Annotated in this window: 18 protein-coding genes and 1 pseudogene; 10 read left to right on the top strand and 9 right to left on the bottom strand. The window is 71.0% G+C overall.

Annotation, left to right across the window (positions count from 1 at the left end; all coding sequences use genetic code 11):
* Positions 1–39 precede the first annotated feature (39 nt).
* On the top strand, positions 40–414 hold the full coding sequence (locus tag DEJ30_RS11635) for a MerR family transcriptional regulator (RefSeq protein WP_110861632.1): 375 nt from the start codon (positions 40–42) through the stop codon (positions 412–414).
* Here the strand turns inward: DEJ30_RS11635 and DEJ30_RS17870 are convergent.
* Together DEJ30_RS17870 and DEJ30_RS11640 are read right to left on the bottom strand one after the other, a co-directional pair.
* Positions 391–594, bottom strand: a complete 204-nt coding sequence (locus DEJ30_RS17870) for a hypothetical protein (protein WP_146244642.1) — start codon at positions 592–594, stop codon at positions 391–393. The genes DEJ30_RS11635 and DEJ30_RS17870 overlap by 24 nt on opposite strands.
* Positions 584–937 carry a hypothetical protein gene (locus tag DEJ30_RS11640; protein WP_110861577.1) on the bottom strand — a complete coding sequence of 118 codons (354 nt, stop codon included), beginning with the start codon at positions 935–937 and terminating at the stop codon, positions 584–586. Before DEJ30_RS11640 ends, DEJ30_RS17870 begins: the two co-directional genes overlap by 11 nt.
* A gap of 171 nt (positions 938–1,108) precedes the next feature.
* Between DEJ30_RS11640 and aspS the strand changes: the two genes are divergently transcribed.
* On the top strand, positions 1,109–2,449 hold the full coding sequence (gene aspS, locus DEJ30_RS11645; RefSeq protein ID WP_110861580.1) for an aspartate--tRNA(Asn) ligase: 1,341 nt from the start codon (positions 1,109–1,111) through the stop codon (positions 2,447–2,449).
* A 114-nt stretch (positions 2,450–2,563) separates the two neighbouring features.
* Here the strand turns inward: aspS and DEJ30_RS11650 are convergent, their stop codons facing one another.
* The 5 genes from DEJ30_RS11650 to DEJ30_RS11670 all read right to left on the bottom strand — a co-directional run bounded on the left by DEJ30_RS11650 (position 2,564) and on the right by DEJ30_RS11670 (position 4,272).
* Positions 2,564–2,857, bottom strand: coding sequence for a Dabb family protein (locus DEJ30_RS11650; RefSeq protein ID WP_110861582.1), 294 nt, complete (start codon positions 2,855–2,857; stop codon positions 2,564–2,566).
* Entirely contained in the window at positions 2,854–3,108 is a 255-nt protein-coding gene (locus tag DEJ30_RS11655; protein ID WP_071247435.1) for a glutaredoxin family protein, read from the bottom strand. The genes DEJ30_RS11650 and DEJ30_RS11655 overlap by 4 nt, the downstream gene beginning before the upstream one ends.
* An 87-nt stretch (positions 3,109–3,195) precedes the next feature.
* Positions 3,196–3,294, bottom strand: a complete 99-nt coding sequence (locus DEJ30_RS11660; RefSeq protein WP_003792170.1) for a 30S ribosomal protein bS22 — start codon at positions 3,292–3,294, stop codon at positions 3,196–3,198.
* Positions 3,295–3,403: 109 nt separating this feature from the next.
* Entirely contained in the window at positions 3,404–3,598 is a 195-nt protein-coding gene (locus tag DEJ30_RS11665; RefSeq protein ID WP_017888579.1) for a helix-turn-helix domain-containing protein, read from the bottom strand.
* A 158-nt stretch (positions 3,599–3,756) separates the two neighbouring features.
* The gene (locus DEJ30_RS11670; RefSeq protein ID WP_110861584.1) at positions 3,757–4,272 is read right to left on the bottom strand and encodes a helix-turn-helix transcriptional regulator; all 516 of its coding nucleotides are present in this window, start codon (positions 4,270–4,272) and stop codon (positions 3,757–3,759) included.
* A gap of 74 nt (positions 4,273–4,346) precedes the next feature.
* Between DEJ30_RS11670 and DEJ30_RS11675 the strand changes: the two genes are divergently transcribed.
* Complete coding sequence (locus DEJ30_RS11675) at positions 4,347–5,780, top strand: TrkH family potassium uptake protein (RefSeq protein ID WP_110861587.1); 1,434 nt, start codon at positions 4,347–4,349, stop codon at positions 5,778–5,780.
* Positions 5,773–6,468, top strand: a complete 696-nt coding sequence (locus tag DEJ30_RS11680) for a TrkA family potassium uptake protein (RefSeq protein WP_258369906.1) — start codon at positions 5,773–5,775, stop codon at positions 6,466–6,468. Before DEJ30_RS11675 ends, DEJ30_RS11680 begins: the two co-directional genes overlap by 8 nt.
* 87 nt (positions 6,469–6,555) lie before the next feature.
* Here the strand turns inward: DEJ30_RS11680 and proC are convergent, their stop codons facing one another.
* A complete protein-coding gene (gene proC / locus DEJ30_RS11685; RefSeq protein WP_110861589.1) occupies positions 6,556–7,386 on the bottom strand; it encodes a pyrroline-5-carboxylate reductase in 831 nt (276 codons plus the stop codon).
* Positions 7,387–7,450: 64 nt separating this feature from the next.
* Here proC and DEJ30_RS11690 point away from each other — a divergent pair.
* Positions 7,451–8,407, top strand: a pseudogene (locus DEJ30_RS11690) (cation diffusion facilitator family transporter).
* On the opposite strand, the gene DEJ30_RS11695 reads toward DEJ30_RS11690, so the two are convergent.
* A complete protein-coding gene (locus tag DEJ30_RS11695; protein ID WP_110861637.1) occupies positions 8,388–8,822 on the bottom strand; it encodes a nucleoside deaminase in 435 nt (144 codons plus the stop codon). The pseudogene DEJ30_RS11690 and the gene DEJ30_RS11695 sit on opposite strands and share 20 nt — an antisense overlap.
* Positions 8,823–8,898: 76 nt before the next feature.
* On the opposite strand from DEJ30_RS11695, the gene upp reads away from it, so the two are divergent.
* The 5 genes from upp (at position 8,899) to DEJ30_RS11720 (ending at position 14,580) form a co-directional block, all read left to right on the top strand.
* Positions 8,899–9,534, top strand: a complete 636-nt coding sequence (gene upp / locus DEJ30_RS11700; RefSeq protein ID WP_110861591.1) for a uracil phosphoribosyltransferase — start codon at positions 8,899–8,901, stop codon at positions 9,532–9,534.
* A gap of 692 nt (positions 9,535–10,226) precedes the next feature.
* Entirely contained in the window at positions 10,227–10,994 is a 768-nt protein-coding gene (locus DEJ30_RS11705) for a winged helix-turn-helix domain-containing protein (protein WP_110861594.1), read from the top strand.
* A gap of 258 nt (positions 10,995–11,252) precedes the next feature.
* Entirely contained in the window at positions 11,253–11,765 is a 513-nt protein-coding gene (locus tag DEJ30_RS11710) for a MarR family winged helix-turn-helix transcriptional regulator (RefSeq protein ID WP_181420113.1), read from the top strand.
* Positions 11,762–13,111: a deoxyribodipyrimidine photo-lyase gene (locus DEJ30_RS11715; protein WP_110861598.1), complete on the top strand. Its 1,350-nt coding sequence runs from the start codon at positions 11,762–11,764 to the stop codon at positions 13,109–13,111. The genes DEJ30_RS11710 and DEJ30_RS11715 overlap by 4 nt, the downstream gene beginning before the upstream one ends.
* Positions 13,108–14,580, top strand: coding sequence for a serine hydrolase (locus DEJ30_RS11720; RefSeq protein ID WP_181420114.1), 1,473 nt, complete (start codon positions 13,108–13,110; stop codon positions 14,578–14,580). The genes DEJ30_RS11715 and DEJ30_RS11720 overlap by 4 nt, the downstream gene beginning before the upstream one ends.
* Positions 14,581–14,591: the final 11 nt, after the last annotated feature.

Genomic DNA, 14,591 nt, shown 5'->3' on the forward strand with positions numbered 1-14,591 from the left:
GAGTTGTACGCCGTGAGCACCAGCGACGTCCCCGACACGATGCACATCGGCGAACTCGCCGACCGCGCCGGCATGTCCCTGCGCACCATCCGGCACTACGACGAGGTCGGGCTGCTCGTACCGAGCGGCCGCACCACCGGCGGGTTCCGGGTCTACACGGCGCAGGACCTCGAACGGTTGCTCGTGATCCGCCGGATGAAGCCGCTCGGGTTCACGCTCGACGAGATGGCCGAGCTGCTCCGCGTGGTCGACGCCCTCGCGACGAAGGACCCCGAGGACGAACCAGCGCTGGCGGCCCGCCTCGACGCGCACCTCGAGGACGCCCGAGCCCGTCACGCCAAGCTCGTCGAGCGGGCCGGCATGGCCGAGGAGTTCATCGGCACGCTCGGGTCACTCCGCGCTTCGCTCCCCTGAACGCTCGTACCGCGCAAGCCATCGCCGTTCGGCCTCGGCGGCTGCTTCCGGGGTGTACTCCAGACGGGCTTCCACCCGCTCGAACATGGCGATCATCTTCCGCGCCTTCCGTTTCGGGTACGCGTCGAGGATCACCTGGTTGAGCCGGGCCTGAGCACGTTGACGTTCTTCACCCGTCATGTGCATGAACATCCGTTGCATCGCGCTCCTCTTGTCCGAGTGTTCGTACCAGGACACTCACACCCGGATCATCGACCCGTCCATGAATCTGCATGTCGTACATCGCGCCGGCCACCATCCGACCGATCTCGGCCTTGCCGACGTCGTCAGACGAGACCATGTCGGCTGCCCAGACGACCTGTTGCCACACGTACGCTCGCTCGATCGCGCGCTGCTCTCGCCGCCACCGCATGAACGACCAGATCGTCGCCGTCGTGGTGCCGCCGAGCGCCAACAACGACGCGACCGCCGTCGCGACCGCCGCAGGCGGCCAGGTCGCGAGTTCCCCTGTCCCCGTCCCCACCCGGTCCCCCTCTCGTCCCGCGACCCGGCCACGTCGAGAACGCTACGGAGTCCACGCTCGCCGCCACGGGCCTCCCGGCATTCGGTGGAGAACGCCGGACGCAGGCGGCCCTGTGGAGGGAGGAACCCTGCCGCCCACGCCTCCGGACGCAGGCGGTTAGACTCGACCACCGTGATCGAACGCACCCGCATCGCCGACCTGGCAGCCCTCCCCGACGGTCCCGTCTCCGTGGCCGGATGGGTCGAGACCGTCCGAGACCAGAAGAAGGTGCAGTTCGTCGTGCTGCGCGACGAGACCGGCGCCGTCCAGCTCGTGAACCCGGCGACGCGCGAGGCCGAGGACGGCGACGACGCCGCACAGTCCGCCCTCGCGACCACCAACGAGATCTCCGGCCTGGCGCACGGCACCTTCGTGCACGTCACCGGCACGCTGAAGCACGACGAGCGCGTGAAGCTCGGCGGGCTCGAGGTCAAGATCGGTGCGCTGCAGGTGGTGAGCGCCGCGATCCCGGAGACCCCGATCGCCGACGACTCGTCGCTCGACAAGCGTCTCGACTGGCGCTTCCTCGACCTGCGCAACCGCAAGCAGAACCTGATCTTCCGCATCCAGACGACCCTGGAGCACGCGTTCCGCACGTACTGGGTCGACCGCGACTACATCGAGATCCACACGCCGAAGCTGATGGCGTCGGCGTCCGAGTCGCGCGCCGAGCTGTTCCAGCTCGAGTACTTCGAGACGACCGCCTACCTGGCGCAGTCCCCGCAGAACTTCAAGCAGATGGCGCAGCCGGCCGGCTTCGGCGCCGTGTTCGAGATCGCCGACGCCTTCCGCGCCGACCCCTCGTTCACGAGTCGCCACGCCACCGAGTTCACCAGCGTCGACGCCGAGTTCTCGTGGATCGAGTCCCACGAGGACGTCATGGCGATGCACGAAGAGGTCCTGGTCGCCGGCATCACCGCCGTCAAGGAGAAGTACGGCAAGGACATCGAAGAGGTCTTCGGCTTCGAGCTGCAGGTCCCCGCGACGCCGTTCCCCCGCGTGACCCTGGCCGACGCGCGCAAGATCGTCGCCGACAGCGGCTACGACGTCGTCCGCGCCGACGGTGACCTGGACCCCGAGGGCGAGCGCCGCGTCGCCGCCTGGGCGAAGGAGCACCACGGCTCCGAGTTCGTGTTCGTCACCGAGTACGACGCCTCGATCCGGCCGTACTACCACATGCGCAAGCCGGGCGACCCGTCGGTCACCAACAGCTACGACCTCATCTTCAACGGTGCCGAGATCTCCACGGGCGCCCAGCGCGAGCACCGCGTCGACGTGCTCGAGGCGCAGGCCGTCGAGAAGGGCCTCGACCCGGAGGAGCTCGGCTGGTACCTCGACTTCTTCCGCTACGGCGTCCCGCCGCACGGCGGCTTCGGCATGGGCCTCGCGCGCGTGCTGATGCTCATGCTCGGTGAGCCGTCGATCCGCGAGGTCACGTACCTGTTCCGTGGCCCGACGCGCCTGACCCCGTAGTCGCGGCGCGCGGCGACGCCGCGCGCACCTGGTGAGCAGCAATGGTCGCCTCCCGATGCGGGAGGCGACCATTCCTGCTCACGGATCGACGCGCGCGCGGACGGGAGGGCCGGCTCAGCTCTGCCAGTCGATGGCGGCCCGTGCCGTGACCAGTTCGCGGATCTCCGCTGCCGCGGCCTGGTGCTCCGGGTGCACCTGGTACGCATCGAGCCCGGCGAGGTCGTCGAAGGTGGCGACCACCGCGACGTCGTGGTTCTTGTCCGGGTAGGCGACGTTCTCGACGACCTCGAGCGAGCGGATCGACTCGACGGTGCCGACCAGACCGGTCAGGAGTTCGCGGATGCGGGCGATCGACGCGGTGCGGTCGAGGTCCGCACGCAGGGACCAGGAGACGACGTGGGAGATCATGCGCGGGCCTCGGCCTTCTCGAGCGCACGTGCGAGCCGGTCGGCGTCGACGTGCCAGTTGCTGTGGACGCGCCCGTCGATCAGCACGACCGGGATGTCCTCCGCGTACTCCTGGCGGAGGGCATCGTCGTCGAGGATCGAGCGTTCCTGCAGGGTGACCCCCGGGTGGTCGGCGACGACGCGTTCGACCACGGGTCGGGCGTCATCGCAGAGGTGGCATCCGGGCTTCGTCAGGAACGTCACTGCGGGCATGGTCCCAGCGTAGTCCGGGAACGCGAAAGCCCCGGCGAACCGGGGCTTCTCGTGCAGGTCCTCCGACCTGCGCAGACCTGTGAGGGTCTACTTCTTGTTGCGGCGCTGGTGACGCGTCTTGCGAAGGAGCTTGCGGTGCTTCTTCTTCGCCATGCGCTTACGACGCTTCTTGATGACAGAACCCATGTGGACCTCGCTCGGACTGATGCTGATGTACGGACACCGGGCCGAAGAGACCGCGGAAAATCAACCTGCCCGAGTCTACCGGCTGCCCGCTGTGATGTCGAACGCGTGCTCAGCCGACGTCCGCCACGCCACCGCGCAACACGTCGGCGACGGCCGACTCGGGGACGCGGAAGGAGCGGCCGAAGCGGATGGCGGGGAGCTCCCCGGCGTGCACCATCCGGTACACGGTCATCTTCGAGACGCGCATCATCTCGGCGACCTCAGCGACGGTGAGGAAGCGCACGTCGTCGAAACTGCCGGTCATGGTCCGCCTTCGGGGCTCGCACGCGCTCTGCGCACGGGAGTGGTGTGACCTGTGTGGTCAGTGGCAACTGTAGAGGCGCGTGCGACCCGGTGTCCAGGATCAGTCGCGCCGCGTGCGCCCGGCCTGTGCTGCGTCCTCGCCAGGCCACGTGCGCAGACTCAGTCCTCGTCGCCTCGGCGGGTGAAGCGCTTGCGGCTGCGGTCGACGACGCGCTCCCAGCCCTGCTGTGCCCCGGAGATCGCCGCGGTGGCCCGGTACGACGCCTCGGCCATCACACGGCCGAGTTCGGTGCCCACCTCGACGGTCGCCTTGCCGGCCGCGCCGTTCCGGCGGATCGACACCGGTTGGCCGTCCGGCGTCCACGCCGTGGTGGCCGGGGTGCCGTCGGCGTCGACCGCGCCCGTGAACGGCAGGACCCAGTCCTCCAGGCGCACGAGCGGCTCCGGGTCGAGCCGGTAGTAGCGGTGCTGCCCTTCTTCGCGACTGGTGACGAGACCGATGTCGCGCAGGACACGCAGGTGCTTCGACACCGTGGGCTGGCTGACCCCGAGGCGTTCGACGAGCTGGCCGACGCTGAGCTCCCCGCCGGTGACGTCCGAACCGTAGGCGGACAACAGCGTGCCGAGCAGCTCGCGCCGGGTCGGGTCCGCCACGACGGAGAAGATGTCGGCCATGGGGCAAGGCTAGCCGGGGCACCACGGATGTACCATGACGAACCGTCCCGGCCCATGTCCTCGGAGGCATACGCATGCTCGACCGAACCGAGCCGATCCCGCACCACCCGAGTGTCGGCCGACGGCGAGCGAGCCGGATCGCGACGGTGCTGCGGTCGTCGCCGTCCCGACTGGCGATCGTCGTGTTCATCGCGCTGATCTTCCTGTTCACGGTGCTCTTCATGACGCCGTGGGCCACGGCGGACCGCAGCAGCACCCACTTCGCGGACGCCCTCTTCACCGCGGCCTCGGTGGTCTGCGTCACCGGCTTGTCCACGGTCGACATGGCGACGCACTGGTCGGTGTTCGGCAAGGTCCTGGTGGTCATCGGCACGCAGATCGGCGCGGTCGGTGTGCTGACCTTCGCGTCGATCCTCGGCCTGTTCGTCACCCGGAAGCTCGGCCTGCGCGCGAAGCTCATGGCGGCGGGCGACTCGAACCCGCTCCGCACCCACCACGGCGCCGTGCCCGAGGGACAGGCCGTCCGGCTCGGCGAGGTCGGCACCCTGCTCGCGACCGTGGCGGTGAGCACGCTGTCGATCGAGATCGTCCTCGGCCTACTGCTCCTGCCGTCGGTGCTCATCGCCGGCATCCCGTTCTGGACCGCGGTCGGCGACTCCTTCTACTACGCGGCGATGGCCTTCACGAACACCGGGTTCGCCCCGAACGCCGACGGCCTCGACCCGTTCGCCCACGACTACTGGTTCCTGTCACTCCTGATGGTCGGCGTCGTGGCCGGGTCCATCGGGTTCCCGGTGATCCGTGCCCTGACGAAGCAGCTGCGCACCCCGCGGCGCTGGCCGATCCACGTCAAGCTCACCCTGGCGACGAGCGCGGTCCTGCTCCTCGGCGGCGCGGCCGTCTACATCGCGCTCGAGGCGTCGAACCCGACGACCTTCGGTGAAGAAGGAGCCGGACGCACCGCGTTCCAGGCGCTCTTCCTGTCGACGATGACCCGCTCGGGAGGCTTCTCGCTCGTCGACTTCGACCAGCTCAACGGCTCGAGCCTGCTCGTGACCGACATGCTCATGTTCATCGGTGGCGGATCCGCCTCGACGGCAGGCGGCATCAAGGTGACGACCCTCGCGGTGCTGTTCCTGGCCGCGGTCGCCGAGGCCCGCGGTCGCCAGAGCATGGAGGCCTTCGGTCGCCGGATCCCGAGCGACGTGCTCCGCGTCGCGGTGGCGGTCGTGCTCTGGGGCGCCACGATCGTGGCGGTCGCGACCGTGGTGCTCCTGCAGATCACCGACGACTCGCTCGACCGGGTGCTGTTCGAGGTGATCTCGGCGTTCGCGACGTGCGGCCTGTCATCCGGGGTGTCCGCGGACCTGCCGGAATCGGGCAAGTACGTGCTCGCCGCCACCATGTTCCTCGGCCGGGTCGGTACAGTGACCATCGCCGCTGCCCTGGCCGCCAGCCAGAGCCGGCAATTGTTCCGCCGTCCCGAGGAGAGGCCGATCGTTGGCTGACCGCACCCGTTCGTCGCACCAGCACGGTGCCATCAGCCACGACGCACCCGTCCTCGTCATCGGGCTGGGTCGCTTCGGGGCCGCCACCGCCGGCCAGCTCGAACGTCAGGACCGCGAGGTGCTCGTCGTCGACACCGACCCCGGACTGGTGCAGAAGTGGTCCGACCGGGTCACCCACGCGGTGCAGGCGGACGCGACCGACATCGATGCGCTCCGACAGATCGGCGCGCAGGACTTCGCCATCGCCGTCGTCGGCACGGGCAGCGACCTGGAGTCGAGCGTGCTCATCACGGCGAACCTGGTCGACCTCGGCGTCCCGCAGATCTGGGCGAAGGCGATCAGCCGCTCGCACGGCACGATCCTGTCCCGCATCGGCGCGAACCACGTCGTCTACCCGGAGCGCGAGGCCGGCGAGCGCACGGCGCACCTGGTCTCCGGCCGGATGCTCGACTTCATCGAGTTCGACGACGACTTCGCCGTGGTCAAGATGTTCCCGCCGCGCGCGGTCCGCGGCAAGGACCTCGCCACCACCGTGATCCGCACCCGGTTCGGCCTGACCGTGCTCGGCATCAAGCCGCCCGGCAACCCGTTCGTGCCGGCGACGCCGGACAGCGTCATCGGTGAGGACGACGTCATCATCGTCTCGGGTTCCGAGACCGACCTGGAGCGCTTCGCCGCGTACGAGTAGCGACCACCGGACGGACGGGAGGCCCGTGGCGACGCCGCCCCGGGCCTCCCGTCCGCACTGTGGCTGCGTCCACGACGCGGTGTGCGTCTACGACGCGGCGATCTCCTCGGCACGCGCGATCGCGGCGCGCGATGCGCGCAGCAGCGTGTCCGCCAGGTCGGCGTCCTGCAGCACCGCGACGGCACGCTCCGTCGTGCCCTTCGGGCTCGTCACCGCACGGCGCAGGTCGGCGGGCTCGCGGCCCGACCGCTCGAGCAGCTCGACCGCGCCTCGGACGGTGCCCTGCACCATCGTCGCCGCCTGCTCGTGGGTGAACCCGAGCTCCTCGGCGGCGCGCTGCCACTGCTCGACCAGCAGGAAGACGTAGGCGGGGCCGGAACCGGACACGGCGGACAGCGCGTCGAGCTGCGACTCCGGCACCTCGATGACCTCACCCGAGGCGGTGAACACCGACGACGCCAACGCGACGGCCCCGGCGTCGGCCGAGGTGCCCGCGCTGATGCCGGTGACGCCCTGGCCGACGCCGATCGGGGTGTTCGGCAGGGCACGGACGACGCGGACGCCGACGGGCACCCGCGCCTCCATGCTCGCGGTGGTGGTGCCCACGGCGACGCTGACCAGGACGGCACCGGGCTCCAGGTCGTCGGCGATCTCGTCGAGCAGGTCCGCGATCATGTACGGCTTCACACCGACCACGACGAGGGCCGCACCGCGGACGGCCGCCCGGTTGGCGTCGGGGTCGGTGTCGCTCGCGGTGGCGTCGAGGCCGCGCTCCCGGTGGGCAGCAGCGGACGCCTCCGACTTCGTGGTGAGGGTCACGGTGGCCGGGTCGAGTCCCGCGGCGAGCAGGCCGTCGAGGACCGCGCCGGACATGGAGCCGACGCCGAGCAGGGCGGTGCGGGGCAGGTCGATCGTCATGCTCCCGACCCTACCGACGCGACCCGCCTAGGATCGTGTCGCAGACCACGAGAAGGGGACAGCTGTGAGCGCTTCCGGAGGCACGAAGGCGATCTTCGCCGCACTCGGTGCCAACATCGGCATCGCGATCGTGAAGTTCATCGCGGCGGCGATCAGCGGATCAGCGTCGATGCTGGCCGAGGGCGTGCACTCCCTGGCCGACTCCGCGAACCAGCTCCTGCTGCTGCTCGGTGGCCGCAAGGCCCGGCGAGCGGCGGACCAGGAGCACCCCTTCGGCTACGGGCGCGAACGCTACGTGTACGCGTTCGTCGTCTCCATCATCCTGTTCTCGGTCGGCGGTGTCTTCTCACTCTACGAGGGCATCGAGAAGCTCGCCCACCCGCACCCGCTCGAGAACTGGTGGCTCCCCCTCGTCGTGCTCGTCATCGCCATCGGTCTCGAGGGGTTCTCGCTCCGCACCGCACTGAAAGAGGCCCGGCCGCAGAAGGGTTCGCAGAGCTGGGTGCAGTTCGTCCGCCGCGCGAAGGCCCCCGAGCTGCCCGTCGTCATGCTCGAGGACACGGCGGCCCTGCTCGGCCTGGTCTTCGCGCTGTTCGGCGTGGGCCTGACGGCGATCACCGGCAACGGGGTGTTCGACGCGATCGGCACCATGCTCATCGCGGCGCTGCTCATCGCGGTCGCTGTGGTGCTCGGCATCGAGACGAAGAGCCTGCTCGTCGGCGAGGGCGCGACCGCCGCCGACGTCGAGCGCATCAAGTAGGCGGTGCTCGACGGCCCCGAGGTCGACGCGATCATCCACCTGAAGACCCTGTACCTCGGGCCGGACGAACTGATGGTCGGCGTGAAGGTCGCCGTCGACGGGGACCGCCGGCTCGGTGACGTCGCCGCCGGCATCGACACCGTCGAACAGCGTGTCCGGAGCGCCGTGCCGATCGCCCGGGTGATCTACGTCGAACCGGACGTCCTGCGCACCGGGCCGCAGCCGCCGACCGAGGCGATCGTCATCCTCGCCGCGGACTGAAGAAGTCGTCGAGCAGCTCGGCGCACGCTGCCTCGAGCACGCCCCCGATGACCTCGGAGCGGTGCGGCAGCCGGCGGTCCCTGGCGATGTCGTAGACGCTGCCGCTGGCGCCCGCCTTCGGGTCCCACGCGCCGAACACGACCCGGGGCACCCGTGCGGCCATGACGGCGCCGGCGCACATCGGGCAGGGCTCGAGCGTCACCACGAGCGTGTGCTCCTCGAGGTGCCAGTCACCCGTCACCGCCGCTGCAGCACGCAGCGCCAGGACCTCGGCGTGGGCCGTCGGGTCCTGCCGCGCCTCGCGCTCGTTCCGACCGGTGGCGACCACGACGCCGTCACGGTCGAGCACCACGGCGCCGACCGGGACGTCGTCGGTCTCCAGGCACCGTCGGGCCTCGTCGAGCGCACGCTCCATCGCCGGGACGAACGGGCGGGCTGCGGGCTCCTCCACGGGACCTCCTGACGGTCGGCGGCACGCTAGGCTCGACCCTATGCGAGTCCACGTCGCCGACCACCCGCTCATCACCCACAAGCTCTCGGTGCTCCGCGACCGTACGACGCCCTCCCCCACGTTCCGCGCCCTGACCGAGGAGCTCGTCACGCTCCTCGCGTACGAGGCCACGCGGGGCGTCCGGGTCACGGCGACGCCGATCGACACGCCGGTGGCGCACACCATGGGCGTCGCGATCGCCAAGCCGCGGCCGCTCGTCGTCCCGATCCTCCGCGCCGGGCTCGGCATGCTCGAGGGCATGGTCAAGCTCGTCCCGACGGCCGAGGTCGGCTTCCTCGGCATGGCCCGCAACGAGGAGACGCTCGAGCCGCAGACCTACGCCGAGCGCCTGCCCGACGACCTGTCCGGTCGGCAGTGCTTCGTGCTCGACCCGATGCTCGCCACCGGTGGCACCCTCGCCGCCGCGATCGACTTCCTGTTCGCCCGCGGTGCGCAGGAGGTCACGTGCGTGTGCATCCTCGGCGCCCCCGAGGGGCTCGCCATGGTCGAGCAGGCCGTCGGCGACCGCAACGTCTCGATCGTCCTCGGTGCGCTCGACGAGAAGCTCGACGAGAACGGGTACATCGTCCCGGGCCTCGGCGATGCCGGCGACCGGCTCTACGGCCTGGCCGAGTAGCGACCACCCACGGACAGGAGGCGCGGTGCCGGTCGGCACCGCGCCTCCTGTCGTCCGTGCGGTCACGCCCACCGCACCGTCCGTTCCGGGCGTACCAGGTCGATTCGGGCGTACCTGCCCGTTCCGGTCGTACCCGGTCGTTCCGGGCGTACCAGGTCGATTCGGGCGTACCAGGTCGGTTCTTTCCACCCGGTACGCCCGATTCCACTTCCCATCGCGTGCGCAATGGGAAAGAACGGGCGTGGCGCTCGACGCCCGTGCGGTCGCGCCCACCGCACCGTCCGCGCGGACGGTTGACACCGCGTTGGTATACCGCAGATACTCGTCACATGACTGCAACCGTGTCCACCCGCGTCCTCTCCGAGGCGTGCTCCTCCGCAGGGGCAGTGGGGACCGTCGGCATGATGATGCCGACCATGCCGGTCATGCGTTGTCGAATGTGTGCCTGATCGGCACCCGTTCCAGCCGGATCCCCCGCGACACCACCCCCGTCGCGAGCGCGTGATCCCCGGGTGACGGACACCGTCGGCGACGCGCACCACGTCACGAGGTCTGTCTCCCGTTCCCCCGGGTCGGCCCCGGTCCGCAGCAGGACCGCAGGGCACATCGGCGTACCGCCGTACCCGGGATGACGCATTCGACACCGGCCGCCGCGCCACCCGCGCACCGGCCACACCGCCCGGAGAACCACCATGTCGCTCACCATCGCCCAGCCCCGCACCTCGCTCCGCACCGCACCGGCCCCGACCGACCTCGGCACCGTGACGCCGATCCGCCCGCGCCCGGCCTCCCCGGCAGCCACCGGACCGTCCGCCGTGCCGACGAGCCCGGTGGTCGCGCCGCAGCGGAACCGCGCGCTCCCCGAGGGCACCGAGGCCCGCGGCTTCGCCCTGTACGTCGGCATCGACGAAGCGAAGGCCGCCGCCGCCGGCACGACCCTGGCCGCGGTGGTCGAGCAGCTGAAGGCCCTCACCGCGCAGCTCGTCCCGTCGTCCGAGACGTACGCGGCCGTCGCCGTCGCCGCCGAGCACTCCGGTGGCCGTGACGTCGACGTCGTCCGCCTCGCCCTGCAGGACCGCTCCGCGGTGGCCGCCCGCAAGCAGGCCGAGAAGCCCGAGCCCGAGGAGACCGGTGTCGTCATCGACATCTCGCGGAAGCGCGTGACCCTCGACGGCGAAGCAGCACCCCTGACCTACAAGGAGTTCGAGCTCCTGCAGTTCCTGGTCCTCCGCGAGGGCCAGACCGTCGACCGCTCCGCGATCATCGAAGGCCTCTGGTCGGACGGCGAGGACGAGAGCCCGAACGAGCGCACCATCGACGTGCACGTGCGTCGGCTCCGCTCGAAGCTCGGCGCGTTCGATGAGATCGTCCGCACCGTGCGGGGCGTCGGCTACCGCTTCGACCGGCACGCGGACGTCGCCGTGCGGTACGCGTCGACCCCGTCGCCCGACCTCTTCTGAGCCTCATCGACTGCTCTTGGTGAACTCGCAGCGAACCGGCCACGGAGAGGCTGGCGCGCCGTTACCGCTTCGTTATACAGTCGGTGGTGCAGACGGTGTTTGCTGTGGCACCGCCTGCGGAATGTGATTGCAGGAAACTCTTGGTGCAAGGGAGAGGGCCGGTCGCCGACAGGCGGCCGGCCCTCGTGCATGTCGCCCGGCTCCTGTCCGGCTCCGTCGGTAGTGTGGTCAGACCGTACGACCGGAGGGAACGCGAACGTGAGCGAGACACGCCGCAGTGAGAAGGCGACCGCCGTCGCCGCCTGGGAAGCGCTCTTCCGCGCCCAGGTCGCCGTGATGCGGAGTCTCAACGCGGACTTCCCCGGCGACGAGATCTCCTTCAACGAGTACGACGTCTGCTTCAACCTGTCGACCCAGCCCGGCCGCCGCTGCCGGATGCGCGACCTCACCGGGCACCTGCTCCTCACCCAGCCGAGCGTCAGCCGCCTGGTCGACCGACTCCTCGCCCGCGGCATCGTCGAGAAGCAGCCGGACCCCACCGACGCCCGCGGCGTGATCGTGGCGCTGACCCCGCACGGCTTCGACGTCTACCGCCAGGTCGCCGTGCAGCACGCGGCGAGCATCGCGCAGCAGGTCGGTGCGGGACTGTCCGACCCCGAACTCCGCACCCTCACCGAACTCTGCACGAAGCTCCGGCTGGCGGTCGGCACCGCACCGGGCCGGCGGTCGACGGCTCGCCCGATGGCCGCTCCGGATACGGCGACGGTGTGACCGGCGCGATCGTCTGGCTCCGTGACGACCTGCGGCTGTCGGACAACCCCGCGCTCCGTGCGGCGATCGACCACGGTGGTGCCGTCACGGTGGTGGTCGTCCTCGACGAGCAGTCCCCCGGGCTCCGTCCGATCGGTGCCGCGAGCCGCTGGTGGCTGCACCACTCCCTGAGCGCCCTCGACGCCGACCTGCGCGAGCGGGGTTCCCGGCTGGTCCTCCGGCGCGGTGCCGCGGCGACGGTCATCGACCAGCTCGTCGCCGACACCGGGGCGGACGCCGTGTACTGGAACCGCCGGTACGGCGCCGTCGAGCGGGACATCGACGCCGGCATCAAGGCGGCCCTGCACGACCGTGGTGTCGAGGCACACAGCTTCGCGGCGAACCTGCTCTGGGAACCGTGGACCGTGCTCACCGGGCAGGGCGAGCCGTACAAGGTCTTCACCCCGTTCTGGAACGCCGTCCAGGCACTGCCCGAACCGCGCCACCCCCTGCCCGACCCCGACGACCTGCCGGCTGCGGCCGACGTGACCGGTGATGCTCTGGCCGACTGGGCACTGCTGCCGACGAAGCCCGACTGGGCCGGCGGGCTCCGTGACGCCTGGACCCCGGGTGAGCAGGGCGCCCGGCAGCAGCTCGAGCACTTCGTCGAGCACGCGCTCGAGGACTACGACCAGCGCGACGAGCCCGCGATGGAAGCCACCAGCAGCCTCTCCCCGTTCCTGCGGTGGGGCGAGATCAGCCCGTACCAGGTGTGGCACCGCCTGCACGAGCGGCTCGAGCCCGCGCAGCGCCAGAACGCCGCCGCGTTCCTCCGCCAGCTGGCCTGGCGGGAGTTCAACTGGAACGAGTACTTCCACTGCGACGACATCGCCACCGTCAACGTCCGTCGGAACTTCGACGCGTTCCCGTGGCGCGACCCGGAAGCGGCCGAGCTCGACCGCTGGCGGCAGGGTCTGACCGGCTTCGACCTGGTGGACGCGGGCATGCGCGAGCTCTGGCACAGCGGCGCCATGCACAACCGGGTGCGGCTGGGCGCCGGGAGCTTCCTCGTGAAGAACCTGCTCGTCGACTGGCGTGTCGGGGAGCAGTGGTTCTGGGACACCCTGGTCGACGCCGACCCCGCCAACAACGCGGCGAACTGGCAGTGGGTCGCGGGCTCCGGCTTCGACGCCGCCCCCTACTTCCGGGTCTTCAACCCCGACCGGCAACTCGAGCGCTTCGACCCGCACCGCGAGTACGTCCACCGCTGGGTCCCCGCGGACGAGCTCCGGCCCGAGCCGATGGTCGACCTGAAGGCGTCGCGGCAGCGGGCGCTCGACGCCTACGAACGGATGCGGCGATCGTGACCGGGGCGCACCCCGCGGTCGCCGCCGTCGTCGACCAGGTCGACGAGTTGTTCCGTGCTCGTGTCGAAGAGGGCATCGCACCGAGCAGCGTGTGGGGCGTGTTCGACCGCTCCGGGCTCGTCGCGTCCGGTGGGCACGGCGACCGCGGGGACGGCCGGCGGCCGGACGCCGACACCGTCTACCGCATCGCCTCCTGCACCAAGAGCGTCACCGCCGCGACCCTGCTGACCCTCGTCGCACGGGGTGCGCTCGACCTCGACGCGCCCATCACCGACTTCGTGCCGGCGTTCGGCGCCGTCACCCTGCCGACCCCGGACTCCCCCGTCCCCACGGTGCGGATGCTGCTGACGATGTCGGCGGGGTTCCCCACCGACGATCCCTGGGCCGACCGGCAGGAGTCGATCTCGGACGCCGAGCTGGACGAGGTCCTGCGCGGCGGCCTGCTGTTCGACTCGCTGCCCGGCACCCGCTTCGCCTACTCGAACCTCGGCTACGCGCTGCTCGGCCGGGTCGTCGCCGTCGTGACGGGGCAGCCCTTCACGGCGGCCGCCGGCGAGACCGTCCTCCGTCCCCTCAGGCTCGCCGACACGGTGTTCAGCGCCGACGAGTCCACCGGGTTCGTCGTCACCGGTGCCCGAGGCCACCAGGGTGGTTGGGAACCCCTGCCCATGACGGGCCCTGGCGCGTTCTCGTCGATCGGCGGGCTCTTCTCGACCGTCCGCGACCTGGCGCGCTGGGCGACGCACCTCGGTTCGGCGTTCTCCGCAGCGCCGGAACCCGGCCCGGTCTCCCCCGCCGACCGCCGGCTCATGCAGCAGGCGATGCGGGTCGTCCCGTCGTCCGTCGTCCCGGGTTCGGCTCGCGCGACGGCCTACGGCTTCGGACTGTTCGTCGAGCAGGACGACCGCTTCGGCGAGCTCGTCTCGCACTCCGGCGGCTACCCGGGCTTCTCCGCACACATGCGGTGGTCCGTGCGCGACGGCCTCGGGGTCGTCGCGTTCGAGAACGCCACCCAGGCCAAGGTCTCAGCGGCCGCGCAGCAGGCGCACGACCTCGTGCTCGACGCGGCGCTGACGGCTCGGACACCCAGCCCATCGGAAGCCGGCACCGACGTGGCCGGAGCGACCAGCGGGGTGGCGGCGACCACCCGCGCGACGCGAGTCGCCCAGGCCGCCGTGACGCGCCTCCTGGCCGACTGGCGCGACGACCTGGCCGACGCGATCTGCACGCCGAACGTCGCCATGGACGTGCCCTACGACCGACGACGGCGCGCGGTGGCACAGGCCGTCGCGGACGTCGGCGCCGACCTCGGTGCAGCACCGGTGTCCGAGTACTCGGCGGCGCCGTCGCACCTGCGCTGGTGGCTCCCCGGCACCTGTGGGCGCCTGCGCGTCGAGATCCGGCTCGCGCCCGCCGCCGCGGGGCGTGTGCAGACCCTGAACGTCGTCGCCGAACCGTCGGAGCGCTGACCCAGCGCTGA

This window comes from Curtobacterium sp. MCPF17_003 (assembly GCF_003224385.1).
In the GTDB taxonomy this organism is placed as follows: Bacteria; Actinomycetota; Actinomycetes; order Actinomycetales; family Microbacteriaceae; genus Curtobacterium; species Curtobacterium flaccumfaciens.